Origin of the sequence: Malikia spinosa (genome assembly GCF_002980625.1) — a bacterium.
Lineage (GTDB): Bacteria > Pseudomonadota > Gammaproteobacteria > Burkholderiales > Burkholderiaceae_C > Malikia > Malikia spinosa.
Window position 1 is genome coordinate 26154 of the sequence record NZ_PVLR01000028.1, and the last position, 24407, is coordinate 50560.

Genomic DNA, 24407 nt, shown 5'->3' on the forward strand with positions numbered 1-24407 from the left:
TTTTTCTGGGGTCAAGCCATGCGTTCAGCCTCCGCGCTCTGGGCGGGTTACTGGTCACTGCCGGTGGTCGAGATCAACCTGCTGCTGTTCGCCAACCTGTCGGGTGCGCTGCTGCTGGGTCTGATCGTCGGCTACGAGCGCAGCTACCACAGCCGGGCCGCCGGCATGCGTACCTACGGCATCGTCTGCATGGCGTCCTGCGCGCTGACGGTGTTTGCGGGTTATCCCGGCTACTGGTGGGGGCTGGCCGATGCCGCCCGTCTGGGGCCGATCGATCCGACCCGGGTCGTGCAGGGCATCGTGACCGGCATCGGTTTTCTCGGGGCTGGCGTCATCATGCGCGACGGTCTCAGCATCAGCGGCCTGACCACGGCGGCCTCGATCTGGGCCACGGCAGCGATTGGCGTGCTGGTCGGCGTCGGCTTCTATCCGGCCGCCATCCTGCTGGCGCTGCTGTGCGCCTCGCTGATGATGTGGGGGGTGCGGGTCGAGGCCCGCCTGCCGGCGCTGCAGGCCGCAGGCGTCACGCTGGGTTTCCTGCCGGGACACGAGCCCGACGATCACGCGATCAAGGCGCTGATGCATGACTGGGGTTATGCGATGGCCGAGGGCTCGTTGCACATCACGCTTCAGCATGGTCAGGTCAGCTGGCAGTTCGTGCTGGTGGCGCTGCAGACCCGGCCACCCACCGTGTCACTGTTCGCGCTCGCGCGCCTGTTGCGCGGGATCGAGGGCGTCGACGGGCTGCAGTTGACGCATGCGCGCAACTGAGCCAGCCGCCCGGTTCAGGCCACCAGCGGCCGTTGCTGCATCGCCTCGACCTGCTGCCACAGGATGGCGGCCTGCTCCTGCCAGTAGGCCGCGCTGCCGAACCAGGGGAAGTTGATCGGGAAGATCGGATCGCTCCAGCGCCGCGCCAGCCAGGCGCTGTAGTGCAGCAGGCGCAGCGTGCGCAGCGGCTCGATCAACGCCAGTTCGCGCCGGTCGAACTCGCGCATCGTCTCGTAGCCGTCGAGCAGGGCGCCGAGCTGGCGCTGCTGCTGTTGCCGGTCGCCGCTCAGCAGCATCCAGAGGTCCTGCACCGCCGGGCCGCTGCGGCTGTCGTCGAGGTCGACGAAATGCGGGCCCTGGTCCGGCGTCCAGAGGATGTTGCCGGGATGGCAGTCGCCGTGCAGGCGCAGCGTGGCGATCCGGCCTGGCGCGGCGCAGGCGGTCATGGCCTCGGTCGCCAGCGTCAGCGCGGCCTGTGCCATCTCGCGCCAGCGGCCAGCCGCCTCGGGCGGCAGGTCGCCCTGTTCAAGCAGCCAGGCCAGCGGCTCGCTGCCGAAAGTCGTTGCATCCAGTGCCGGGCGCCGCTCGAACGGTCTGGCGGCACCGACCTGGTGCAGTCGCGCCAGCAGGCGACCGATCCACTCGAGCACTTCGGGGTCGTCGAGTTCGGGCCGGCGCCCGCCGCGCGCCGGGCTCACGCTGAACAGGAAGTCGTGGTGCCGGTGCAGGGTCCGGCCCAGCAGCCGCAGCGGCGCCACCATCGGCACCTCGGCCGCGGCCAGCTCCTCGGCAAAGGCGTGTTCTTCCTCGATCTGGGCCTCGCTCCAGCGTTCGGGGCGGTAGAACTTGAGCACCACCGCGTTGCCATCTTCGAGCCGCGCCAGGTAGACCCGGTTCTCGTAGGAGCTCAGGCCTTGCAGTCGGCCGTCGCCGCGCAGCCCGACGGTGTCGAGCGCGTCGAGCACGACATCGGGTGTGAGGGCATCGTAGGGGTGTTCGGCTGGTTCCAGGTCGTAGGCTTGCATGGCAGCGATTGTCGCTGCGCCTGCCGCCGGTTGCCGCTGCCACAATCGGCCCTTCGTCTTTATCGAACCCGTTTTTCCATGCCGCTGTCCGCTCGCGCCCAGTCCGTCGAACCCTTCCATGTCATGCAGGTGGCCAAGCAGGCCGCCGAGATCGAGCGCAGGCTCGAGCCCGGCGAGCCGCCGATGATCTACCTCAACATCGGCGAGCCGGACTTCGTCGCGCCGCTGCCGGTGCAGGCCGCCGCACGCGCCGCGATCGAAGCCGGCCTGACGCAGTACACGCCCGCGCTCGGCCTCGATGCGCTGCGCCAGCGACTCTCGGACTGGTACGCACAGCGCTTCGGCGTCCAGGTCGATGCCGCGCGCATCGTCATCACCGCTGGCGCTTCCGGCGCGCTGCAGCTCGCCGCCATGGCCTGGCTCGACATCGGTGACGAGTGGCTGATGCCCGACCCGTCCTATCCCTGCAACCGCCAGATCCTGGCTGCCATCGGCGCCAGCGCCAGGCTGCTGCCGGCAGGACCGCAGCAGCGCTACCAGCTCACCGCGGAGCAGGTCGAGCAGGCCTGGGGCCCGCGCACGCGCGGCGTGCTGCTGGCTTCGCCGTCGAACCCGACCGGCACCTCGATCGACCCCGACGAGCTGCGCCGCATCCACGCGGTCGTCAAGGCGCGCGGCGGTGTCACGGTCATCGACGAGATCTACCTCGGGCTCAGCCACGATCCGCGCTACGGCCAGACCGCACTCGCGCTCGATGAGTCCATCGTGAGCCTCAACAGCTTCTCGAAATACTTTGGCATGACCGGCTGGCGGCTAGGCTGGATGGTGCTGCCCGAGTCCGCTATTCCAGCGGTCGAGCGCCTGCAGCAGAACTTCTTCATCTGCGCCAGCACGATCGCGCAGCATGCGGCGCTGGCCTGCTTCGAGCCTGAATCGATTGCCGAGTGCGAGCGCCGGCGCATCGAGTTCGCCGCCCGGCGCGACTTCTTCCTGCCGGCGCTGCGCGAGCTCGGCTTCGGCATTCCGGTCCAGCCCGACGGCGCCTTCTATGTCTGGGCCGACGCCAGCCCGCTGTTCGCGCGTCTGGGCGTGCGCGACAGCACCGAGCTGGTCGAGCGGCTGATGCACCGAGCCCATCTGGTCGCGACGCCCGGGCGCGATTTCTGTGCCGACGATCCCGGCACCCAGCTGCGCTTCTCGACCGCGAGCTCGATGGCGCAGCTGCGCGAGGCGATCGAGCGCCTGCGCGCGCTGCTGGCCTGAGCGTCTATCATCCGCGCATGTCAGCCTCCATCAAGTCGAACCAGAAGCGCCAGCCGTCCCGGGCCGGGCGCGCGCCCGAAAAATCCATCCAGGAACAGCTGCCCGAGCTGCGCCCCGGCCAGTCCACCGCCTTGCTGCAGGAGCTGCATATCCTGACGCGCGAGGGCAAGCTGAACCAGGACACGCGGCGCAAGCTCAAGCAGGTCAATCACCTGCTGCAGTTCATCGAGCCGCTGCTGCAGGAGGCGCTCGAGGCGCGCGGCGACGTCAGCCTGGTCGATCATGGCGCCGGCAAGTCGTATCTGGGCTTCATGCTCTATGACCTGTTCTTCGCCCAGCGCGAGGTCGGCTGGGTCTACGGCGTCGAGACCCGCGCCGAGCTGGTCGAGCGCTCCCGCGAGCTGGCCGCTAGGCTGGGCTTCGATCGCATGCGCTTCGTCGCGACCACGGTGCAGGAGGCGATGACCTCGGACCAGATCCCGGCCGAGGTCGATGTCGTCACCGCGCTGCACGCCTGTGACACCGCGACCGACGACGCGATCGCCTTCGGCCTGGCACGCCACGCGCGCTACATGGTGCTGGTGCCCTGCTGCCAGGCCGAGGTTGCCAGCGTGCTGCGCAAGCACAAGGCGCTGACGCTGTCGCGCACGCCGCTGGGCGAGCTCTGGCGCCACCCGCTGCACACGCGCGAGTTCGGCAGCCAGATCACCAACGTGCTGCGCTGCCTTGAGCTCGAGGCCCATGGCTACCAGGTCACGGTGACCGAGCTGGTCGGCTGGGAGCATTCGATGAAGAACGAGCTGATCCTGGCGCGCAAGGTCAGCAATGCCAAGGCCCAGGCCAGCGCACGCGAGCGGCTGCAGCAGGTGCTCGACGAGCTCGGACTGCAGGAGCTGCAGCAGCGCTTCGGCGCCTGAGCGTCCAGCCGTCGTCAGGTCAGGCCGGCCCCGCCCAGGCGACAGGCCGGGCAGTGGCATGCTAAGCTTTTCCAGCATCAAAAGGAGACCTGCATGCCCGCCTTGCTGCCCGACGTCGATCCCGACGGTCTGCTCGAGTTTTCCGTCGTCTACACCGATCGCTCGCTCAATCACATGTCGCGCCGCTTCCAGGGCGTGATGCAGGACATCTCGGCCACGCTGAAGCAGGTCTACCGCGCCCGCTCGGTGGCACTGGTCCCGGGTGGCGGCACCTATGGCATGGAGGCGGTGGCGCGCCAGTTCGCCACCGGCAAGAAGGCGCTGGTGATCCGCAACGGCTGGTTCAGCTACCGCTGGAGCCAGATCTTCGACGCCGGCTCGATTCCAGCCGAGTCGCGCGTGCTGAAGGCGCGCCGCCTGTCCGACGATCCGCAGTCGCCCTGGATTCCCTGTCCGATCGACGAGGTGGTCGCCGCGATCCGCGAGTTCCGGCCCGATGTGGTGTTCGCGCCCCATGTCGAGACCTCGGCCGGCATGATCCTGCCCGACGACTACCTGAAGGCGGTGGCCGACGCGGTGCATGAGGCGGGCGGCCTGTTCGTGCTCGACTGCATCGCGTCGGGCACGCTCTGGGTCGACATGCAGGCCTGCGGCATCGACCTGCTGATCAGCGCGCCACAGAAGGGCTGGAGCGGCTCGCCGGCCTGCGCCATGGTGATGCTAAGCGAGCGCGCCCGCGTCGCGATCGACGCGACCCGTAGCACCAGCTTTGCCGCCGACCTCAAGAAATGGCTGCAGATCATGGAAAGCTATGAAAACGGCGGCCATGCCTACCACGCCACCCTGCCGACCGATGCGCTGCTGCGGCTGCGCGACGTGATGCAGGAGACGCAGGGCTACGGCTTCGAACGGGTGCGCCAGGAGCAGCTCGAGCTGGGCCGCCAGGTGCGCGCGCTGCTTGAGCGCCGCGGCATCCGCAGCGTGGCGGCGCCCGGCTTCCAGGCCCCGGGCGTGGTGGTGAGCTATACCGACGACCCCGGCATCCAGAACGGCAGCAAGTTCCTCGCGCTGGGCCTGCAGGTCGCATCCGGCGTGCCGCTGCAGTGCGACGAGCCAGCCGGCTTCTCGACCTTTCGCATCGGCCTGTTCGGGCTCGACAAGCTGCACCAGCCCGAGCGCTGCGTCGCGCAGCTGGCCGAGGCGCTGGACCGCATCGGCCTCACCGAGCCGGCCTGACCGGCGCCGCCGCGCACCCGCTTGGCGGCCATTGACGGCCGCTGGCGCGCGGCCCAGAATGCCCAATAGCGGGGCCTTCGACCCCGGCCAAGGGGGCGAGATGAATGCAACGCCGGGCAGCCGAAGCTGCCTCTACGACGAGGCCGAGCTCGAGGCGCTGCTCGACGCCATGGCCCTGCAGGCGGCCCAGCTGCTGCAGGGGCGGCGCCGGGTCGCAGTGATTGGCATCCTGCGCCGTGGCGCACCGCTGGCCGACCGACTCAGCGAGCGCCTGGTGCGCTTGCACGGGCTGGCGCAGCCGCTGCGGCTTGATCTCAAGGTCAAGCGCTATGCCGACGACCTGACCCTGCTGCACCCCGAGACCAGCCTGATCGAGCCGCCCCAGCAGGCGGCGCTCGACCTGGCCGGCTGGACGCTGCTGCTGGTCGACGACGTGCTCTACACCGGGCATTCGCTGCTCAGGGTGCTGGACTACCTTGTGCGCCAGCAGCCGGCCGAGATCCGCGTCGCCGTGCTGGCCGACCGCTGTGCCGCCACCCTGCCTATTCACGCCGATGTGATCGGCGCGCGGCTGCAGATCGCGCCGGCCGGCATCGTCGAATGCCATGTGCCCCCTTACGAGCCCGATTTCCGGATCGAATTGCTGCAGCCGCAGCGTGCTGCTTGAGTCTCATCCCAGGAGCCCTCCATGATGTTCCAGGACCGACTCGATGCCGCGCGCCAGCTGGCCCAGGCGCTGGAGGCTTACCGCGAGCGTAATCCGCTGGTGCTCGCGATCCCGCGTGGCGCCGTGCCGATGGCGCGCCTGATCGCGCAGGAGCTCGGCGGCGATTTCGATGTCGTGCTGGTGCGCAAGCTGCGCTCACCCTATGCGGCGGAAGTCGCGGTCGGTTCGGTCGACGAGAGCGGCTGGACCTATGTCGCGCCCCATGCGGCCTCGTTCGGTGCCGATCAGGACTACATCGCCGTCGAGAAGCACGAGCAGCTGCGCACCATCGAGTCGCGCCGCGCCCAGTACACGCCGATCCGCCCGCCGATCGACCCGGCAGGCCGGATCGTGATCGTGGTCGACGACGGCCTGGCGACCGGCGCCACCATGATCGCCGCGCTGCACGGCCTGCGCCATCGCCAGCCCGCCTGGCTGATCTGCGCAGTGCCGGTGGCGGCGCCCGATGCGCTGGCGCGTGTACGACCGCTGGCCGATGAGGTTTTCTGTCTGTCGGCGCCCGACGCATTCCAGGCCGTGGGCCAGTTCTACCGCCATTTCGACCAGGTCGAGGACGACGAGGTGATCGCGCTGCTCAGGGACTGATGCCTGGGCTTGGGCCGCGCGCCGATCTCGCGGCCCGACGATCTGGAGATCAGGGCTTGCCGCTTGGCTGGGCTGGTTTTCTGACGGCCGCCGCTTCCGCCGCGCGGCGTTTCGGCGCCAGTCTTGCCAGCCGGGTCGCGACCAGGGCGTTGACCGACCCGGCCGCCATCCGGCCCTGGGCGTCGGGTCGGCCGGCCGGGTGGCCGGTCAGCAGTTCCAGCGCCTGGTCGACATCGCTGACGGCCCAGATCCGGAACCGGCCCGCGCGCACCGCCATGACCACGTCGGCGCGCAGCATCAGTTGGCAGACATTGGCCTGCGGGATCAGCACGCCTTGCTCGCCGCTCAGGCCGCGCGCCGCACAGAGGTCGAAGAAGCCCTCGATCTTCTCGTTGACCCCGCCGATCGGCTGCACCACGCCGAGCTGGTTGACCGAGCCGGTCATGGCCAGCGACTGCCGGATCGGCACCCCTGACAGCGCCGACAGCAGCGCGCACAGTTCGGCCAGTGAGGCGCTGTCGCCTTCGACCCCGCCGTAGGACTGCTCGAACACCAGGCTGGCCTTGAGTGATAGCGGCTCGCGCGCGCCAAAGCGTGCCGCCAGGAAGGCCGACAGGATCAGCACCCCCTTGGAATGGATCGGTCCGCCCAGCTTGACCTCGCGTTCGATGTCGATCACCTGGCCCTCGCCGGCACGCACCGTCGCGGTGATGCGCATCGGATGGCCAAAGCTGCTGTCGTCGAGCTGCACCACCGCCAGTCCGTTGACCTGCCCGACCTGGCTGCCGCTGCTGTCGATCAGCAGCTGGCCGCGCAGCATCGCCTCCTGGTAGCGCAGCCGCAGTCGCTCGTTGCGCCGCCGCCTGGCCTGCAGCGCCGCCTCGACATGGGCCGGTTCGATCCAGGGTGATGGCGCCTGGCCGGCGAAATGCTCGGCCTCGCGCATCAGGTCGGCCAGCGGCCGGGTGCGCGCGGTCAGGCGTTCGGCATCGTCGGCCAGTCGCGCCGAATGCTCGATCAGCCGCGCGATGGCGGCTGCCGACAGCGGGCGCAGCGCCTCGCGCCGCGCCAGCGTGGCGATCAGGCGCGCGTAGACCTGGGTGTTGTCCGGGCTGCGGCGGATCTCGCTCTCGAGATCGGCGTTGATCTTGAACAGTGCGCCGAACTCGGGGTCGTACTGGCACAGCAGGTAGTAGACCTGGCGCTCGCCGATCAGCACGATCTTGAGCTCGAGCGGCATCGGCTCGGGTTCGAGCTGTACCGTGCTGCTGAGCCCGATCAGGTCGTACAGCGACTCGATCCGGACCCGGCCCGCCTTCAGGCAGCGCTTGAGCCCCTCCCAGGCATAGGGCTGGCTCAGCACCTTGAGCGCGTCGAGCACCAGGAAGCCGCCGTTGGCGCGCTGCAGCGCACCGCCGCGGATCAGCGTGAAGTTGCTCAGCAGCGTGCCCATGTGTGCCACATGCTCGACGCGACCGACCAGGTTCTGCAGCGTCGGATGGTCCTCGTAGATCACCGGCCGTGCACCGTCGGCCGGATGCTCGACCAGCAGGTTGACCAGATAGCGCTGCACCGCGAGCGTGCTCGAATAGGTGGTGGTCTCGATATCGCCCTCGGAGTGCGTCGACTCGCGCAGCGATTCGCCGCTGGCGACGATGTCGGCCAGCACCGCGTCGAGGAAGGCACAGACCTCGGGCAGGTCGGCGTATTTCGGCCGCAGGTCGTCGATCAGGTGGGTCACGGTCACCTGCAGCGCCTCGCTGCCGGTCTGCTTGAGCCTGGCCTGCAGTTCGCGCCGCCAGCGCGGGAACTCGCCCATCAGCTTGTGCATGCGCTCGTGCAGCGCCTTGATCTGGGCGCCGAATTCGGCCTGGCGCTCGGGCGGCAGCTGCTCGAACTCGTCCTGCGTCAGCGTGGCCTCGTGGTCTTCCTTGAGCGGCACGAAGGCGAAGCCGTGCGGCGTCTTGAGCAGCGCCACGCCATGCTGCACCGATTCGTCGCCCAGCGCCTGCACCGCGGCGAGCTCACGCTGCTTTTCCTCCTCCTGCATCGCCTCGACCCGGCTGCGGTATTCCTCGCTCTCGAACACCGCGCTGATCGCCGGCGTCAGTTCCTCGACCAAATGCTGCATGTCGTCGCGCAGCGGCGCGCCGCGACCGCAGGGCAGGCGCAGCAGCTCGGGCTTGCTCGAATCGGTGAAGTTGTTGACATAGCACCAGTCCGACGGCGGCTGGCCCGTGCGGCGCTGGCTCTCGAGCAGCTGGTTGACGATCGCGTGGCGGCCGCTGCCGGGCTCGCCCAGCAGGTAGATGTTGTAGCCGTCATGCCGGATGTCGAGTCCGAGCTGGATTGCTTCCAGCGCGCGTTCGTGAATCAGGGCGGTGTCGAGTTCGGCCAGCTCGGCGCTGCTCGCGATGCCCAGTGCGGCCGGGTCGCAGCGGGTGTAGAGGACTTCGGGCGTCAGCGCTTCGGGCAGGGTCATGGGTTGAGTTCCGCGCGGCATCATGCGAGCAGCCGTTCGGCGGCGGTCAGCGGGTAGCCCAGGGCCTCGGCCACGGCCGGATGCGTGACCTGGCCCTGGCAGCAATTGAGTCCGGCACGCAGGTGCAAGTCGGCGCGCAGCGCGCCCTGCCAGCCCTGCCGGGCCAGCGTCAGCACATGGGGCAGGGTGGCGTTGTTGAGCGCCAGCGTCGAGGTGCGCGCCACCGCGCCCGGCATGTTCGTCACCGCGTAGTGCAGCACGCCGTCGACCAGATAGCTCGGGTTGGTGTGCGTGGTCGGGCGCGAGGTCTCGAAGCAGCCGCCCTGGTCGATTGCGACGTCGACCAGTACGCTGCCGGGCTTCATGCGCGCAACCAAGGCGCGGCTGACCAGCTTGGGCGCTGCGGCGCCGGGCACCAGCACGCTGCCGATCACCGCATCGGCGGCCAGCAGCTCCTCCTCGATCGCGCTCTGGGTCGAATGCCGGGTCGTGATCCGGCTGCCCCAGCGCTGGTCGAGCTGGCGCAGGCGCTCCAGGCTGCGGTCCAGCACCGTGACCTGCGCGCCCATGCCGGCGGCGATCTGCAGCGCCTGGCTGCCGACCACGCCGCCGCCCAGGATCACGAGCCGGGCCGCCGGCACGCCGGGCACGCCCGACAGCAGCACGCCCTGGCCGCCATAGGATTTTTCAAGCAGGCGCGCCGCGACCTGGACCGACATCCGGCCGGCGACCTCGCTCATGGGCGCGAGCAGTGGCAACCCGCCGCCCGGGCCGGTCACGGTCTCGTAGGCGATGCAGACCGAGCCCGAGGCCAGCAGCGCTTCGGTCTGCGCCCGGTCGGGTGCCAGGTGCAGATAGGTGAACAGGATCTGGCCCGGGCGCAGCAGCGCGCATTCCTGCGCTTGCGGCTCCTTGACCTTGACCACCAGGTCGGCGCGTGCGAACAGTTCGGCCGCCGAGTCGACCAGCTCGGCGCCGGCCGCGCGGTACTGGGCATCGTCCATGCCGGCACCAGCTCCCGCGCCGGACTGCACCAGCACCCGCTGGCCGGCGGCGGTCAGCTCGCGCACGCTCGCGGGCGTCAGGCCCACGCGGTGCTCGTGGTTCTTGATCTCCTTGGGCGTTCCTACAATCATGGCAACCTCCCGGACTTTTGCATCCGCCCCCAGTCTGGCGGCTCGGGGGGCGGGTCGTCAAGGCAGCTGGCGGGCGGATCGCTAAAATCGGCCGATTTCGCATCTAGGGGTAAGCTCTTGTCCGACCGTCTCGCGGTATTGCCGCAATACCTGCTCCCGAAACGGGCCCTGACCCAGCTGGCCGGCGCCTTGGCGCGCCGTCCGCTCGGCGGCTTCACCCAGTCCAGCATCCGCCGCTTCGTTGCCCGTTACGGTGTCGACATGAGCGAGGCGGCCGAGCCCGACATCGCGTGCTACGCGACCTTCAACGACTTCTTCACCCGCGCGCTCAAAGAGGGCGCGCGTCCGCTGGCCGATGCCGACTTCATCTGTCCGGTCGATGGTGCGATCAGCCAGTTCGGCCGCATCGAGGGCGACCAGATCTTCCAGGCCAAGGGCCACCGCTACTCGACCCAGGCGCTGGTCGGTGGCGATGCCGAGCTGGCGGCCAAGTTCGAGGACGGCGAGTTCGCCACCCTCTACCTGAGCCCGCGCGACTACCACCGCATCCACATGCCCTGCTACGGGCGGCTGCAGCGCATGATCCATGTGCCGGGCGAGCTGTTCTCGGTCAACCCGACCACGGCGCGCGGCGTGCCGGGCTTGTTCGCGCGCAACGAGCGCGTGGTCTGCGTGTTCGAGGGCCGCTTCGGCCCCTTCGTGCTGGTGCTGGTGGGGGCGACCATCGTCGGCAGCATGGCCACGGTCTGGCATGGCCAGGTCAACCCGCCGCGTCCCGGCCAGGTGCGCGAGTGGCGCTATGGCGACCTGCCGATCGCGCTGCAGGCCGGCGAGGAGATGGGGCGCTTCCTGCTCGGGTCGACGGTCGTGCTGCTGTTCCCCCAGGGCCAGCTGAGCTTCGATCCCCGCTGGGCAGCGGGCGGGGCGGTGCGCATGGGCCAGTCGATGGGGGCGCTCGGCGCCCGCGCGAACCCGTCCGCTGCGCGCTGAGCGCCGATCGCGTCAACATCATCAGTGCGGAGCGCCCCCGGGCCTGCTCCGCCAAGGAGACATCATGTGGGATGCCACTTCGGCGACGCTGCCCAACGGGGTCAGCATGGCGCATGCCGCCCAGGCCTTGGCCGCCGCACTCGGTTGCGGCCTGCTGACCGGTATCGAACGCGAGCGCAACAAGGGGCGCGGGCCCTCGCGCGCCCTGGCGGGTCTGCGCAGTTTCTCGCTCGCCTGCGTCATGGGCGCGGTCGCGATGCTGACCGGCGAGTCCACCCTGGTCGCGGTCGGCGTGATCTTCCTGGCCGCCCTGTGCGTGGTGGCGCGGGCGCGTGAGCGCACCGACGACCCGGGCGTCACGACCGAGATCGCCCTGGTGCTGACCTATCTGATCGGCGTGCTCTGCATCCTGAGCCTGCCGTTGGCGGCGGCCGTTGCCGTCGGCCAGACCGGCATCCTGTTTGCGCGCGAGCGCCTGCACGCCTTCGCCAACAACTGGCTGCGTCCGGCCGAGGTGCGCGACGGCATCCTGCTGGCGGCGCTGGCGCTGATCGCGCTGCCCCTGATGCCCGACCGGCCGTTCTGGGGTCAGATGCTGAATCCGCACCAGATCACGCAGTTGCTGACGCTGCTGCTGTTGATCCAGGCGCTGGCGCACCTGAGCCGGCGCCTGCTCGATGCGCGCCAGGCAGTGGCCCTGTCGGCGATTGCGTCGGGCTTTGTCTCGAGCACGGCGACCGTCGCGAGCATGGGCATCGCCGTGCGCGAGGGCCGCTCCGATGCCCGGCTGATGGCGGGTGCCGGGCTGCTGTCCTGCGTGGCCACCTTGCTGCAGGTCCTGCTGGTGGCCCTGGCGGTGCAGCCGGCCTGGTTGCGCCTGCTGATCCTGCCCGCGCTGGCGGGCGCCGCGGTGGCGCTGGCCTGGGGCTGGTGGCTGGTCCGGGGTGCACCGACCGAAGGCCCGGTTGCCGTCGATGCCGGCGCGGCAACGACCGGCCGCGAGGGCGCGCTGGCCGCTGCCACGCCGGACGCCGATCGCATGTTCAGCCTGCGCGACGCGGCCCTGGTGGCGGCCCTGCTGACCGGCGTGCAGGCCCTGGTCTATGGCCTTGGTCTCTGGCTGGGACAGGGCGGCGCACTGGCCGGTGTCCTGCTGGCCTCGCTGGTCGACCTGCACTCCGCGCTGGCGGCCGTCTTTGCGCCGGCGCCGCCGGATGCTGCCGGCAAGGCCCTGGGCGCCGCGATACTGGCGATCTCGGTCCATGCCTTTAGCAAGTCGGCCACCGCCTGGTTCGCGGGCGGCTGGCGCTACCTGGCCTGGCTGGCGCCCGGGGTGTTCGGCCACACCGCCGTCGCCGTGGCATTGCTGGCCTGGAACCTCTGACCGGATCGGCCTGCCGTTTTCAGCCTGCCGCGCGCGCCGCCACCGGCTCGCGCATGGTCACGAACTCCTCGGCGGCGGTCGGATGGATGCCCAGCGTGGCATCGAATACCGCCTTGGTCGCGCCGGCCTTGAGCGCCACCGCGAAGCCCTGCACGATCTCGCCGGCCTCGGCGCCCACCATGTGCAGGCCCACCACCCGGTCGCTGGCGCCATCTACCAGCAGCTTCATCAGCGTGCGCTCCTGGCTGCCGCTCAGCGTGTGGCGCAGCGCCCGGAATTCCGAGCGGAACACCAGCACCTCGGCATAGCGTTCGCGCGCCTGGGCCTCGGTCAGGCCCACGGTCGCGACATTGGGATGGCTGAAGACGGCGGTCGGGATCAGCTCGTAGTCCATCAGTCGCGCCGGCTTGCCTGCCGCCGGTCCGTACAGGTGGTCGACCAGCTGCATTGCCTCGCCGAGCGCGGCCGGAGTCAGCTGCACGCGCGAGGTCACGTCGCCCAGCGCGTAGACCGAGGGCAGGTTGGTGCGGAAGTCGGCATCGACCAGGATGCGGCCCTCGGCGCCCTGTTCGATTCCCACGCCATCGAGTCCGAGTCCCTCGACATTCGGCACCCGTCCGGTCGCATAGAGCGCGACATCGACCACCAGCTGGTTGCCGTCCTCCAGCGCCACATGCAGGCCGTCGGCCTCGCGCGTGATCGCCAGCACGCCGGCCTCCAGCCTCAGGTCGACGCCGGCCTTGCGCATCTCGGCGGCAGTGAAATGGCGGATCTCGTCGTCGAAGCCGCGCAGGATCTGCTCGCCGCGGTAGAGCTGGGTCACGCGCGCGCCCAGGCCGTTGAAGATCGAGGCGAACTCGCAGGCGATGTAGCCGCCGCCGACCACCAGCAGCCGCTGCGGGAACGGGTCGAGGTCGAAGGCCTGGTCCGAGCTGATGACATGCTCGCGGCCCTGGAAATGCGGCAGGTAGGGCTGGCCGCCGGTGGCGATCAGCAGCCGCTCGGCGCTGTAGCTCTGGTGCCCTGCGCTGCCGTCGGCGTTGAGCGTGGCGAGCTCGATCTCGTGCGGGCCAGTCAGCCTGGCATAGCCCTCGAGCAGCGTCACGCCGGAGCCGCGCAGCAGATTGGCGTAGATGCCGTTGAGTCGGCTGATTTCCGCCGCGCGACGCGACTTGAGCCGGCCCCAGTCCAGGCGCGGCGCCTCGCCCTCCCAGCCGAAGCCGCGCGACTCCTCGAAACCCGTGGCGTAGTCCGCGGCGTAGCTGTAGAGTTTTTTCGGGATGCAGCCCAGGTTGACACAGGTGCCGCCCAGGCCGTCCAGGCCTTGCGCCTCGGCCAGCGCCACGCGCACACCGCGCTGCGCCGCCATCCGGGCCGCGCGCACGCCGCCGCTGCCGCCGCCGATCACGAGCAGGTCGAAGTCGAATTGTTTCATCAGATGGCCCTTTCTGTCTTGCCAGCGCCATTGTCACGCGCTTTGCCCCCACCCGCTCTAGCCAGGATTTGGCCTGTTGCCTATGATGATTGCCATGCTCCATCAGATTTCAGTCCGCGCGGCATTGCTTGCCCTGGCCGCATCGTTTTCATTGCCACTGCTGGCACAGGAGGCGACGCTCGCCGAGTCGGCTGCACCGGTGCGTCGCTACCTGGTCGGTGCCGCGCTGTCTTCCTCGCAGAGCCATGTCGGCTCCGACGAGCGCGAGCTCGGCCTGCAGCCTATCCTGGGTTTCTGGGTCGGTCGCTACCGCCTGTCGACCGGACGCGCGAGTTCGCTCTGGAACGTCGGGCGCGCGACCGTCGTCGATCCCGGCCTCAGCACGACGCTGTTGAGCAAGTCGGACTGGTCGCTCGGCGCCTCGCTGAACTGGGATGGCGGGCGCGACTCGGGTGACGATCCGCTGCTGGCCGGGGTGCCCGACCTGCGCTCGACGCTGCGCGGCAAGCTGTCGGTCGGCTATGCCTTCGCGCCGCGCTGGTCGCTCGGCTTGAGCAGCAGCCATGACCTGCTCGGGCATGAGGGGGGTGGGCGCTATTCCGCCTCGCTGGGCTACCGCCAGCCGCTGTCCGAGCGCTCCTACTGGGATACCTCGTTCTCGGCGAACTGGGGCAACCGTGACTACATGCGCAGTCATTACGGCATTCCCGCCTCGACGCTGCGCGCCCCCTACCAGCTCGACGGCGGCATCGAGGGCGTGAGCCTGGGCCTGGGCTACACGACGGCGCTCAACCACAACTGGGTCGGCTATGCCGGCCTGAGCCTGTCGCGGCTGCTGGGCGATGCCGCGCGCAGCCCGGTGGTCGGGCAGCGCCAGCTCTGGGGCGCCAGCGTGGGTGTCGCCTACCGCTATTGAGCGCGCCGCTTCAGGCCAGCAGCCGGGCCAGGTAGCGCCCGGTGTGGCTGGCCGGATTGGCCGCCACCGCCTCGGGCGTACCGGTTGCCACCACCTGGCCGCCGCCCGAGCCGCCCTCGGGCCCCATGTCGATCAGCCAGTCGGCGGTCTTGATCACGTCGAGGTTGTGCTCGATCACGACAATCGTGTTGCCGGCGTCGCGCAGCTGGTGCAGCACCTTCAGCAGCAGCTCGATGTCGCCGAAATGCAGGCCGGTGGTCGGCTCGTCGAGGATGTAGAGCGTGCGGCCGGTGTCGCGCTTGGACAGCTCCTGCGCCAGCTTGACCCGCTGCGCCTCGCCGCCCGACAGCGTGGTCGCGCTCTGGCCGAGCCGGATATAGCTCAGGCCCACGTCGAGCAGGGTCTGCAGCTTGCGCTGCAGCGTCGGCACGGCCTGGAAGAAGCCGTAGGCCTGCTCGACCGTCAGCTCCAGGATCTGCGCGATGTTGAGCCCCTTGTAGAGCACTTCCAGCGTCTCGCGGTTGTAGCGCTGGCCCTTGCAGATGTCGCAGGGCACGTAGACATCGGGCAGGAAATGCATCTCGACCTTGACCACGCCGTCGCCCTGGCAGGCCTCGCAGCGTCCGCCACCGGCCGCTGACGAGACGTTGAACGAGAACCGTCCCGCCCCGTAGCCGCGTTCGCGCGCCGCCGGCACCTCGGCCATCAGCTCGCGGATGCCGGTGAACAGTCCGGTGTAGGTCGCCGGGTTGCTGCGCGGCGTGCGCCCGATCGGGCTCTGGTCGACGTTGATGACCTTGTCGAAATGCTCGATGCCCTCGATCGCCTCGTGCGGTTCGGGTTCGTCGTGCGAGCGGTACAGATGCCGTGCCACCGCCGCGTACAGCGTGTCGTTGACCAGGGTCGACTTGCCCGAGCCGCTGACGCCGGTCACGCAGGTCAGCAGGCCGACCGGGAAATCCACCGTCACATCGCGCAGGCTGTGGCCGCTGGCCTTGACCACGCGCAGCGTCTGCAGGCCGCTGGCGCTGGGCGCCGGCTGGGCGCGCGGGGTCCAGGCATTGGCCTTGGCGCCTTTCTTGGCTGTGGCTGGTGCTGCCGGGGCTTTTTCCGGCAGCCAGGGCGTGCGCCGCGCCGGCACCGCAATCTGGCGCACGCCGGTCAGATACTGGCCGGTCAGCGAGTCCGGGTTCGCCAGCACCTCGGCGCAAGTTCCCTGCGCCACCACGCGCCCGCCATGCACGCCGGCGCCCGGTCCCATGTCGATCACATGGTCGGCGGCGCGGATCATGTCCTCGTCATGCTCGACCACCAGCACGCTGTTGCCGAGGTCGCGCAGGTGCTTCAGGGTCTCGATCAGGCGGTCGTTGTCGCGCTGGTGCAGGCCGATGCTGGGCTCGTCGAGCACATACATCACCCCGGTCAGCCCGGAGCCGATCTGCGACGCCAGCCGGATGCGCTGCGCCTCGCCGCCCGACAGCGTCTCGGCGCTGCGGTCCAGGCTCAGGTAGTTGAGCCCGACATCGTTGAGAAACTTGAGCCGCGCGGCGATCTCGCGCACCACCTTGTCGGCGATCTCGGCCTTGGCGCCGCGCAGCTGCAAGGTCTTGAAATAGCCCAGCGCCTCGCCCAGCGTCGCGTGTCCGATCTGGTGGATGCTGCGCTGCTGATCGCCTTCGCCGAGCAGCACATGGCGCGCCTCCTTGCGCAGGCGCGCACCCTCGCAGGCGGGGCAGGATTGGGTCGCGCGGTAACGCGCCAGCTCCTCGCGTACCGTCGCGCTGTCGGTCTCGCGCCAGCGGCGCTCGAAGTTGCGCACGATGCCCTCGAAGGGATGGCGCTTGACTATCTTGCGGCCGCCGTCCATGGCGTACTGGAAGGCGATTTCCTCCGTGCCCGAGCCATACAGCAGGGTCTGCTGCACCGGAGCGGGCAGGTTCTCCCAGGGCGACTCGGCATCGAAGCCGTAGTGGGCCGCCAGGCTCTCGATCAGCGCGAAATACTGGCCGTTGCGCCGGTCCCAGCCCTTGATCGCGCCGCTGGCCAGGCTCAAGCTCGGGAAGGCGACCACGCGCGCCGGATCGAACACATCGCTCTGGCCCAGGCCGTCGCAGGACGGGCAGGCGCCAACCGGCGAGTTGAACGAGAACAGCCGCGGCTCCATCTCGCTGAGCGCGTAGCTGCACAGCGGGCAGGCGAAGCGGGCGCTGAACAGGTGCTCGACCCCGCTGTCCATCTCGAGCGCGATCGCCTTGCCGTCGGCCAGCCGCAACGCGGCCTCGAAGCTCTCGGCCAGCCGTTGCTGGGCATCGGCGCGCACCTTGAGCCGGTCGATCACGACATCGAGGTCATGCTTCTCGTGGCGTGCCAGTGCCGGCATGGCCTCGGCATCGAGCACCTGGCCGTTGAGCCGGAAGCGCACATAGCCCTGCGCCTGCATTGCCGCCAGCTGGTCGGCGAATTCGCCCTTGCGCTCGCGCGCGATCGGCGCCAGCACCATCAGCTTGCTGTCCTCGGGCAGCCTCAGCACATGATCGACCATCTGGCTGACGGTCTGCGCCTGCAGCGCCAGGCCATGCTCGGGGCAGTGCGGCGTGCCGGCGCGCGCGAACAGCAGCCGCAGGTAGTCGTGGATCTCGGTCACGGTCCCGACGGTCGAGCGCGGGTTGTGGCTGGTCGCCTTCTGCTCGATGCTGATCGCCGGGCTCAGGCCCTCGATCAGGTCGACATCGGGCTTGTCCATCAGTTGCAGGAACTGGCGCGCGTAGGCCGACAGGCTCTCGACATAGCGGCGCTGTCCCTCGGCGTACAGCGTGTCGAAGGCCAGGCTCGACTTGCCCGAGCCCGACAGGCCGGTGATCACGACCAGCGCATGCTTGGGGATGTCGAGGTCGACGTTCTTGAGGTTGTGGGTACGTGCGCCGCGCACGCTCAGCATGGGCCGGCGCCAGGCGTCGCGCAGGTAGGCGCCAGGCTGGTCGGTGGCGGATTCGGCGTCGGAGAGGGGGCGGGGCTGGGTATCGTTCACGAATCTGAGGGCGGCAAGGCCCGGCACAGGCAACCCGCCATGATAGGCGCGTGCCGCTGCCCGAGTCCAGTCAGGGCTGTTGCACGGGTCGCACCGGAACAAAACGGGGGTTTGCTACACTAGCTTTCATCATGTTCATTCCTCGCAACGGCAGCATCGCTTGCCTGGCCCCGCAAGCGGGTCAGGGGGCTTGGCCTTGGCGCAAGCCATAAGTTGCGCGTTACACCCTCGACCGCGTGGCCAGCTGGCTGCCGCGCTCTCGCGCCCCAAACAGGGCACTGGCATGAATGAACGTCCCGCACCGCGCGGGAACTGGGCTGCAGGAGGCTCAATCGTGATCACCGAAACCGAATTCCAGGACCTGGCCCGGCAAGGCTACAACCGCATCCCCTTGACGGCGCAAGCCTTTGCCGACCTCGAGACCCCGCTCTCGCTCTACCTCAAGCTCGCGGCGGTGCAGGACGGGGGGCGCAACAGCTTCCTGCTCGAATCCGTCGTTGGCGGCGAGCGCTTCGGCCGCTACAGCTTCATCGGCCTGCCGGCGCGCGTCGCGCTCAAGGCGACCGGCTTTGGCGCCGACGCCAAGACCGAGGTCTGGTGCGATGGCGCCGTGGTCGAGACTGCCCCCGGCAACCCGCTCGACTTCATCGAGGCCTATCAGCGCCGCTTCAAGGTCGCGTTGCGCCCCGGCATGCCGCGCTTCTGCGGCGGCCTGGCCGGCTACTTCGGCTACGACACGGTGCGCCATATCGAGAAGAAGCTCGAGCGCAGCTGCCCACCCGACGCGCTCGGCATGCCCGACATCCACCTGCTGCACTGCGAAGAGCTGGCGGTGATCGACAACCTGAGCGGCAAGCTGCACCTGATGGTCTATGCCGATCCGGCCGAACCCGAGGCCTACGCCCGTGCCCAGGCCCGCCTGGCCGAGCTCAAGGAGCGGCTCAACGTGCCGGTCCAGGTGCCGCCGGTGCAGGTCCAGCCGCACGCCACCGAGATCCGCCCCTACGCCAAGGCCGACTTCCTGGCCGCGGTCGAGCGCGCCCAGGGCCTGATCCGGGGTGGCGACTTCATGCAGATCGTGATGGGCCAGCGCATCAGCAAGCCCTACACCCAGAGCCCGCTGAGCCTGTACCGCGCGCTGCGCACGCTCAACCCGAGCCCCTATATGTATTACTACCATCTGGACGACGCCCAGGTGGTGGGTTCCTCGCCCGAGATCCTGGTGCGCCAGGAGCGCACGGCCGAGGGCACCAAGGTCACGATCCGCCCGCTGGCCGGCACCCGTCCGCGTGGCGCGACGATCGAGCTCGATCAGGCCGCCGAGCAGGACCTGCTGGCCGACCCGAAGGAGCGCGCCGAGCATGTGATGCTGATCGACCTGGCGCGCAACGACATTGGCCGCATCGCCCAGACCGGCAGCGTCAAGGTCACCGAGGCGTTCCAGATCGAGCGTTACAGCCATGTGATGCACATCGTCTCCAACGTCGAGGGCCTGCTGAAGGACGGCATGTCGAGCATGGACGTGCTCAGGGCCGCCTTCCCGGCCGGCACGCTGAGCGGTGCGCCCAAGGTGCACGCGATGGAACTGATCGACCAGCTCGAGCTAAGCAAGCGCGGCGTCTATGGCGGCGCCTGCGGTTACCTGAGCTATGCCGGCGACATGGATGTCGCGATCGCGATCCGCACCGGCGTGGTCAAGGACGGCCTGCTGCATGTGGCCGCTGCCGCTGGCGTAGTCGCCGACTCGGTGCCCGAGCTCGAGTGGAAGGAAACCGAACACAAGGCCCGCGCCGTCCTGCGCGCGAGCGAACTGGTCGAGGAGGGCCTGCAATGAGCCGCATCAAGCTCCTGATGGTGGACAACTACGATTCGTTCACCTACAACATCGTGCAGTATTTCGGCGAACTCGGTGCCGAGGTCGAGGTCTACCGCAATGACGAGATCACGCTCGAAGGCATTGCCGCGCGCAATCCCGACCGGCTCGTGATCTCGCCCGGCCCCTGCTCGCCGGCCGAAGCCGGCATCTCGGTCGCCGCGATCCAGCATTTCGCCGGCCAGCTACCGATCCTGGGCGTCTGCCTCGGGCACCAGAGCATAGGCGCCGCCTTCGGCGGCAGGATCGTGCGTGCGCAGCAGCTCATGCACGGCAAGACTTCGCTGATCACGACCACCCAGCAGGGCGTCTTTGCGAACCTGCCGAAACAGTTCACGGTCAACCGCTACCACTCGCTGGCGATCGAGCGCGCCAGCTGCCCGGATTGCCTGGAGATCACGGCCTGGACCGACGACGGCGAGATCATGGGCGTACGCCACCGCGAGCTCGCGATCCAGGGCGTGCAGTTCCACCCCGAATCGATCCTGACTGAGCACGGCCACGCCATGCTCAAGAACTACCTCGACCAGGCATGACGACCGTCGACCTGCGCAGCGACACCGTCACCCGGCCGACGCCGGCCATGCGCGAGGCGATGCTGGCAGCGCCGCTGGGCGACGATGTCTTCGGCGACGACCCGACCGTCAACGCGCTGCAGCAGCGCATCGCCGAGCTGACCGGCAAGGAGGCCGCGCTCTTCATGCCCTCGGGCACGCAGAGCAATCTGTGCGGCATCCTGGCGCATTGCGGGCGCGGCGACGAGTACATCGTCGGCCAGCTGGCCCACACCTACCGCTATGAAGGCGGCGGCGCGGCCGTGTTTGGCAGCGTGCAGCCGCAGCCCTTGCTCCAGGATGCGACCGGGCGGATGGCAATCGCCGACATCGCGGCAGCGATCAAGCCCGACGATCCGCATTTCGCCCGTTCGCGCCTGCTGTGCCTGGAAAACACCTGGAACGGCCATGTCATGCCCGAGGCCTATCTGGCCGAAGCGACTGCGCTGGCGCGCTTGCGCGGTCTGGCCACGCACCTGGACGGCGCGCGCGTGTTCAACGCGGCGGTCGCCAGCGCGGCGCCGGGGCAGGGGGCGCTGGCGCGCCTGCGCGAGATCGCCGACCACTTCGACAGCTTGTCGGTCTGCTTCAGCAAGGGGCTGGGCGCGCCGGTCGGCTCGGCGCTGTGCGGCTCGGGCGAGCTGATCGCGGCGGCGAGGCGCGTGCGCAAGATGGCCGGTGGCGGCCTGCGCCAGGCCGGCCTGCTGGCAGCGGCGGCACTGCACGCGCTGGACCACCATGTCGAGCGCCTGGCCGACGACCACGCGCTGGCGCAGCGTCTGGCGCAAGGGCTGGCTGGCATCGAAGGGCTCACGGTGCGCTCGGCGCAGACCAATATCGTCTTCGTCGACGTGGCCGATGGCCAGGGTCCGGCGCTGCTCGACCATCTCCAGGCCTGCGGCGTGCTCGCCACTGGCCTGATCGGCCTGCGCTTCGTGACCCACCTCGATGTCGATGCGGCCGGCATCGACCACGCGATCGCCTGCACGCGCGATTTCCTGGCCCGGCACGCGCACGGCCGGCTCGTCCGGACCCTGCCGAGCGCTGGCGTCCACTGATCCCGCACCGACCGAGCCAGTCCCCTTACACAGGAGTCACACCATGTCCATCACTCCCCAGCAAGCCCTGCAGCGCGTCATCGAACACCGCGAGATCTTCCAGGACGAGATGCTGCACCTGATGCGCCTGATCATGAGCGGCGAGCTGTCGCCGATCATGACCGCCGCGCTGATCGCCGGCCTGCGCACCAAGAAGGAAACCATCGGCGAGATCACCGCCGCGGCCCAGGTCATGCGCGAGTTCTCGGTCAAGGTCGAGGTCGCCGACCGGACCCACCTGGTCGACATCGTCGGTACCGGCGGTGACGGTGCGCACACCTTCAACATCTCGACCTGCGCCATGTTCGTGGCCGCGGCGGCGGGCGCCAAGGTCAGCAAGCATGGCGGGCGCAGCGTCAGCAGCAAGTCGGGCAGCGCCGATGCGGTCGAGGCGCTCGGCATCCACCTCGACCTCAAGCCGGCGCAGATCGCCGACTGCATCGCGCAGACCGGCATCGGCTTCATGTTCGCGCCGAACCACCACCCGGCGATGAAGAACGTCGCGCCGGTGCGGCGTGAGCTCGGCGTGCGCACCCTCTTCAACATCCTGGGACCGCTGACCAACCCGGCCGGCGCGCCCAACATCCTGCTCGGCGTGTTCCATCCCGACCTGGTCGGCATCCTGGTGCGCGCGCTGCAGAGCCTAGGCGCCGAGCATGCGCTGGTGGTCTATGGCAAGGACGGCCTCGACGAGATCAGCCTGGGTGCCGCCACCCTGGTCGGTGAATTGAAGGACGGCGTGATCCGCGAGTACGAGATCCACCCCGAGGACTTCGGCTTCCAGATGGTCGGCACCCGCGCGCTGCAGGTCGAGAACCCCGAGGCTTCGCGCGCCATGCTGCTGGGCGTGCTCGACGGCCAGACCGGCCCGGCGCGCGACATCGTGCTGCTCAATGCCGGCGCCGCGCTCTATGCGGCTGACGTGGCAGCCAGCATCGCCGACGGCATCGAGCGCGCGCGCCAGGCCATCGATTCGGGTGCTGCCAAGGCCAAGCTCGGCCAACTTGTTACCGTGGCCCATGCGCTGAGCGCGGCCTGAACCGAAAGCATTCCATGAGCGACATCCTGAACCAGATCGTAGCGACCAAACGCGAGGAGATCGCGCTGGCACTCCAGAAGACCCCGCTGGCCGTCATGCGCGAGGACGCCGAAAGCCGCCTGCTGACGCGCGACTTCGAGGGCGCGCTGCGGCGCAAGATCGCCGCTGGCCTGCCGGCCGTGATCGCCGAGGTCAAGAAGGCCAGCCCGTCCAAGGGCGTGATCCGTGCCGACTTCATCCCGGCCGACATCGCGCAGAGCTATGCCGAATACGGCGCCGCCTGCCTGTCGGTGCTGACCGATCGCCAGTATTTCCAGGGCAGCTCCGACTACCTCAAGCAGGCGCGCGCCTCCTGCGACCTGCCGGTGCTGCGCAAGGACTTCATGATCGACCCGTACCAGGTCTACGAAGCCCGTGCCATGGGCGCCGACTGCATCCTGCTGATCGCTGCCTGCCTGGACGACGCCCGCATGGCCGAACTCGAGGCAATCGCGCGCGGCCTGAACATGGCGGTGCTGGTCGAGGTGCATGACCGGGCCGAGCTTGAGCGTGCGCTGAAATTGAAGACGCCGCTGGTCGGCATCAACAACCGCAACCTGCGCAGCTTCGAGGTCAGCCTCGACACCACGCTCGGCATGCTGGCCGATGTGCCGGCCGATCGCCTGCTGGTGACCGAGAGCGGTATCCTGAACAGCGACGATGTCAAGAAGATGCGCGACCACGGTGTCAACGCCTTCCTGGTCGGCGAGGCCTTCATGCGCGCCAAGGAGCCGGGCGCGGCGCTGGCCGAGCTGTTCGGGCTGCCGGCCTGATGAATGCGCTGCGCGAGTGGGCGCCCGAGCGCTGGCCGGCAGCTGCCGACTGGCAGCCCGTGCTGCAGCCGTTCTGGGCCAGCGCGGCCGGCCAGGGCCTGGCGCGCTTCGTCCAGGCCCGCCTGCAGGCCGGCGCCGAGATCTACCCGGCGCAACCGCTGCGCGCGCTCGAACTGACGCCGCTGGCCGAAGTCAGCGTCGTGATCCTGGGCCAGGACCCCTACCATGGCCCCGGTCAGGCCGAGGGGCTGGCGTTCTCGGTGCCGGCCGGCGTCAGGCTGCCGCCGTCGCTGCGCAACATCTTCCAGGAACTCACGCGCGACCTCGGCGGTGTGCTGCCCGCCAGTGGCAGCCTGCAGGGCTGGGCGCAACAGGGCGTGCTGCTGCTCAACACCTGCCTGACGGTGGAGCAGGGAAGCCCGGCCAGCCATGCCAAGCAGGGCTGGGAGACGTTGACCGATGCGCTGATTGCCGCTTGCAGCGCCCACGAGTCGCCCAAGGTGTTCCTGCTCTGGGGCGCGCATGCGCAATCCAAGCTCGGCCTGATCGATGCCAGCCGCCATCTGGTGCTGCAGGCCAACCATCCCTCGCCCTTGTCGGCGCGCCGGCCACCCCGGCCCTTCATCGGTTGCGGCCATTTCGGCCAGGCCCGGCAATGGCTCGAAAAAAAAGCGCAAAAAAATTTGCACTGGTTGTAAGAACCAACGAAAGTTGGGCATAATACAGGTCTTGACGGAGGGGTGCCCGAGTGGCTAAAGGGGGCAGACTGTAAATCTGTTGGCTTACGCCTACGCTGGTTCGAATCCAGCCTCCTCCACCAAATACTTGTTGACCGGCGACTGCGTGAAAACTCAGTCGCCGTGTTGCGGGAGTAGTTCAATGGTAGAACCCCAGCCTTCCAAGCTGATGACGCGGGTTCGATTCCCGTCTCCCGCTCCAATGATGTGTGCGGTATCGGTAGAGTGATCTTTTAGTAGTCGTCAGGCTATTATGCCCATGTGGCTCAGTGGTAGAGCACCCCCTTGGTAAGGGGGAGGTCGGCAGTTCGATCCTGCCCATGGGCACCATCATTCGGTGCGTTGTAATTTAGTCAATTTCCATATTCGGAGCTGAGCAATGGCAAAAGAGAAATTCGAA

At 69.0% G+C, this 24407-nt stretch carries 20 protein-coding genes and 3 tRNA genes; 18 read left to right on the forward strand and 5 right to left on the reverse strand.

Annotated elements, in window-relative coordinates:
• Nucleotides 1-18: 18 nt before the first annotated feature.
• Nucleotides 19-771 carry an MgtC/SapB family protein gene (locus C6P61_RS10700; protein ID WP_105729925.1) on the forward strand — a complete coding sequence of 251 codons (753 nt, stop codon included), beginning with the start codon at nt 19-21 and terminating at the stop codon, nt 769-771.
• 14 nt (nt 772-785) lie between these two features.
• Here C6P61_RS10700 and C6P61_RS10705 read toward each other — a convergent pair whose 3' ends face one another.
• Nucleotides 786-1796, reverse strand: coding sequence for a serine/threonine protein kinase (locus C6P61_RS10705; RefSeq protein ID WP_105729926.1), 1011 nt, complete (start codon nt 1794-1796; stop codon nt 786-788).
• A 78-nt stretch (nt 1797-1874) separates the two neighbouring features.
• Between C6P61_RS10705 and C6P61_RS10710 the strand changes: the two genes are divergently transcribed.
• The 5 genes from C6P61_RS10710 (at nt 1875) to C6P61_RS10730 (ending at nt 6524) form a co-directional block, all read left to right on the forward strand.
• The gene (locus C6P61_RS10710) at nt 1875-3059 is read left to right on the forward strand and encodes a pyridoxal phosphate-dependent aminotransferase (RefSeq protein WP_105729927.1); all 1185 of its coding nucleotides are present in this window, start codon (nt 1875-1877) and stop codon (nt 3057-3059) included.
• 17 nt (nt 3060-3076) lie between these two features.
• Nucleotides 3077-3976, forward strand: a complete 900-nt coding sequence (locus C6P61_RS10715) for a class I SAM-dependent methyltransferase (RefSeq protein WP_105729928.1) — start codon at nt 3077-3079, stop codon at nt 3974-3976.
• Nucleotides 3977-4069: 93 nt separating this feature from the next.
• A complete protein-coding gene (locus tag C6P61_RS10720; protein WP_105729929.1) occupies nt 4070-5212 on the forward strand; it encodes an aminotransferase class V-fold PLP-dependent enzyme in 1143 nt (380 codons plus the stop codon).
• A gap of 100 nt (nt 5213-5312) precedes the next feature.
• A complete protein-coding gene (locus C6P61_RS10725) occupies nt 5313-5879 on the forward strand; it encodes a bifunctional pyr operon transcriptional regulator/uracil phosphoribosyltransferase PyrR (protein ID WP_105729945.1) in 567 nt (188 codons plus the stop codon).
• A gap of 21 nt (nt 5880-5900) precedes the next feature.
• Nucleotides 5901-6524, forward strand: a complete 624-nt coding sequence (locus tag C6P61_RS10730) for a phosphoribosyltransferase (protein WP_105729930.1) — start codon at nt 5901-5903, stop codon at nt 6522-6524.
• A gap of 49 nt (nt 6525-6573) precedes the next feature.
• Here the strand turns inward: C6P61_RS10730 and C6P61_RS10735 are convergent, their stop codons facing one another.
• Together C6P61_RS10735 and ald are read right to left on the reverse strand one after the other, a co-directional pair.
• Nucleotides 6574-9006 (reverse strand): ATP-binding protein, encoded by a 2433-nt coding sequence (locus tag C6P61_RS10735; protein ID WP_105729931.1) that lies wholly within the window; start codon nt 9004-9006, stop codon nt 6574-6576.
• A gap of 20 nt (nt 9007-9026) precedes the next feature.
• Nucleotides 9027-10142, reverse strand: coding sequence for an alanine dehydrogenase (ald, locus tag C6P61_RS10740; protein ID WP_105729932.1), 1116 nt, complete (start codon nt 10140-10142; stop codon nt 9027-9029).
• Between the two features lie 117 nt (nt 10143-10259).
• On the opposite strand from ald, the gene asd reads away from it, so the two are divergent.
• Nucleotides 10260-11132, forward strand: a complete 873-nt coding sequence (gene asd, locus C6P61_RS10745) for an archaetidylserine decarboxylase (RefSeq protein ID WP_105729933.1) — start codon at nt 10260-10262, stop codon at nt 11130-11132.
• 64 nt (nt 11133-11196) lie between these two features.
• The gene (locus tag C6P61_RS10750; protein ID WP_244908876.1) at nt 11197-12516 is read left to right on the forward strand and encodes an MgtC/SapB family protein; all 1320 of its coding nucleotides are present in this window, start codon (nt 11197-11199) and stop codon (nt 12514-12516) included.
• A 19-nt stretch (nt 12517-12535) separates the two neighbouring features.
• Here C6P61_RS10750 and gorA read toward each other — a convergent pair whose 3' ends face one another.
• Nucleotides 12536-13951 (reverse strand): glutathione-disulfide reductase, encoded by a 1416-nt coding sequence (gene gorA, locus C6P61_RS10755; RefSeq protein ID WP_105729934.1) that lies wholly within the window; start codon nt 13949-13951, stop codon nt 12536-12538.
• 94 nt (nt 13952-14045) lie between these two features.
• Here gorA and C6P61_RS10760 point away from each other — a divergent pair, with 94 nt between their 5' ends.
• Nucleotides 14046-14867: a MipA/OmpV family protein gene (locus tag C6P61_RS10760; protein WP_170067376.1), complete on the forward strand. Its 822-nt coding sequence runs from the start codon at nt 14046-14048 to the stop codon at nt 14865-14867.
• 10 nt (nt 14868-14877) lie between these two features.
• Here the strand turns inward: C6P61_RS10760 and uvrA are convergent, their stop codons facing one another.
• On the reverse strand, nt 14878-17805 hold the full coding sequence (gene uvrA / locus C6P61_RS10765; protein WP_105729947.1) for an excinuclease ABC subunit UvrA: 2928 nt from the start codon (nt 17803-17805) through the stop codon (nt 14878-14880).
• Between the two features lie 424 nt (nt 17806-18229).
• Between uvrA and trpE the strand changes: the two genes are divergently transcribed.
• The 9 genes from trpE to C6P61_RS10810 all read left to right on the forward strand — a co-directional run bounded on the left by trpE (nt 18230) and on the right by C6P61_RS10810 (nt 24337).
• A complete protein-coding gene (gene trpE, locus C6P61_RS10770) occupies nt 18230-19729 on the forward strand; it encodes an anthranilate synthase component I (protein WP_105729936.1) in 1500 nt (499 codons plus the stop codon).
• Entirely contained in the window at nt 19726-20304 is a 579-nt protein-coding gene (locus C6P61_RS10775) for an aminodeoxychorismate/anthranilate synthase component II (RefSeq protein ID WP_105729937.1), read from the forward strand. The genes trpE and C6P61_RS10775 overlap by 4 nt, the downstream gene beginning before the upstream one ends.
• Nucleotides 20301-21380: a low-specificity L-threonine aldolase gene (ltaE, locus tag C6P61_RS10780; RefSeq protein WP_105729938.1), complete on the forward strand. Its 1080-nt coding sequence runs from the start codon at nt 20301-20303 to the stop codon at nt 21378-21380. Before C6P61_RS10775 ends, ltaE begins: the two co-directional genes overlap by 4 nt.
• Before the next feature lie 43 nt (nt 21381-21423).
• Entirely contained in the window at nt 21424-22458 is a 1035-nt protein-coding gene (trpD, locus tag C6P61_RS10785; protein WP_105729939.1) for an anthranilate phosphoribosyltransferase, read from the forward strand.
• A gap of 14 nt (nt 22459-22472) precedes the next feature.
• Nucleotides 22473-23270, forward strand: a complete 798-nt coding sequence (trpC, locus tag C6P61_RS10790; RefSeq protein WP_105729940.1) for an indole-3-glycerol phosphate synthase TrpC — start codon at nt 22473-22475, stop codon at nt 23268-23270.
• A complete protein-coding gene (locus tag C6P61_RS10795; protein WP_105729941.1) occupies nt 23270-23968 on the forward strand; it encodes a uracil-DNA glycosylase in 699 nt (232 codons plus the stop codon). Before trpC ends, C6P61_RS10795 begins: the two co-directional genes overlap by 1 nt.
• A 36-nt stretch (nt 23969-24004) precedes the next feature.
• A tRNA-Tyr gene (locus C6P61_RS10800) sits at nt 24005-24090 on the forward strand.
• A gap of 45 nt (nt 24091-24135) precedes the next feature.
• Nucleotides 24136-24209, forward strand: a tRNA-Gly gene (locus C6P61_RS10805).
• Nucleotides 24210-24262: 53 nt separating this feature from the next.
• Nucleotides 24263-24337: transfer RNA gene (locus tag C6P61_RS10810), tRNA-Thr, on the forward strand.
• Nucleotides 24338-24407 lie beyond the last annotated feature (70 nt).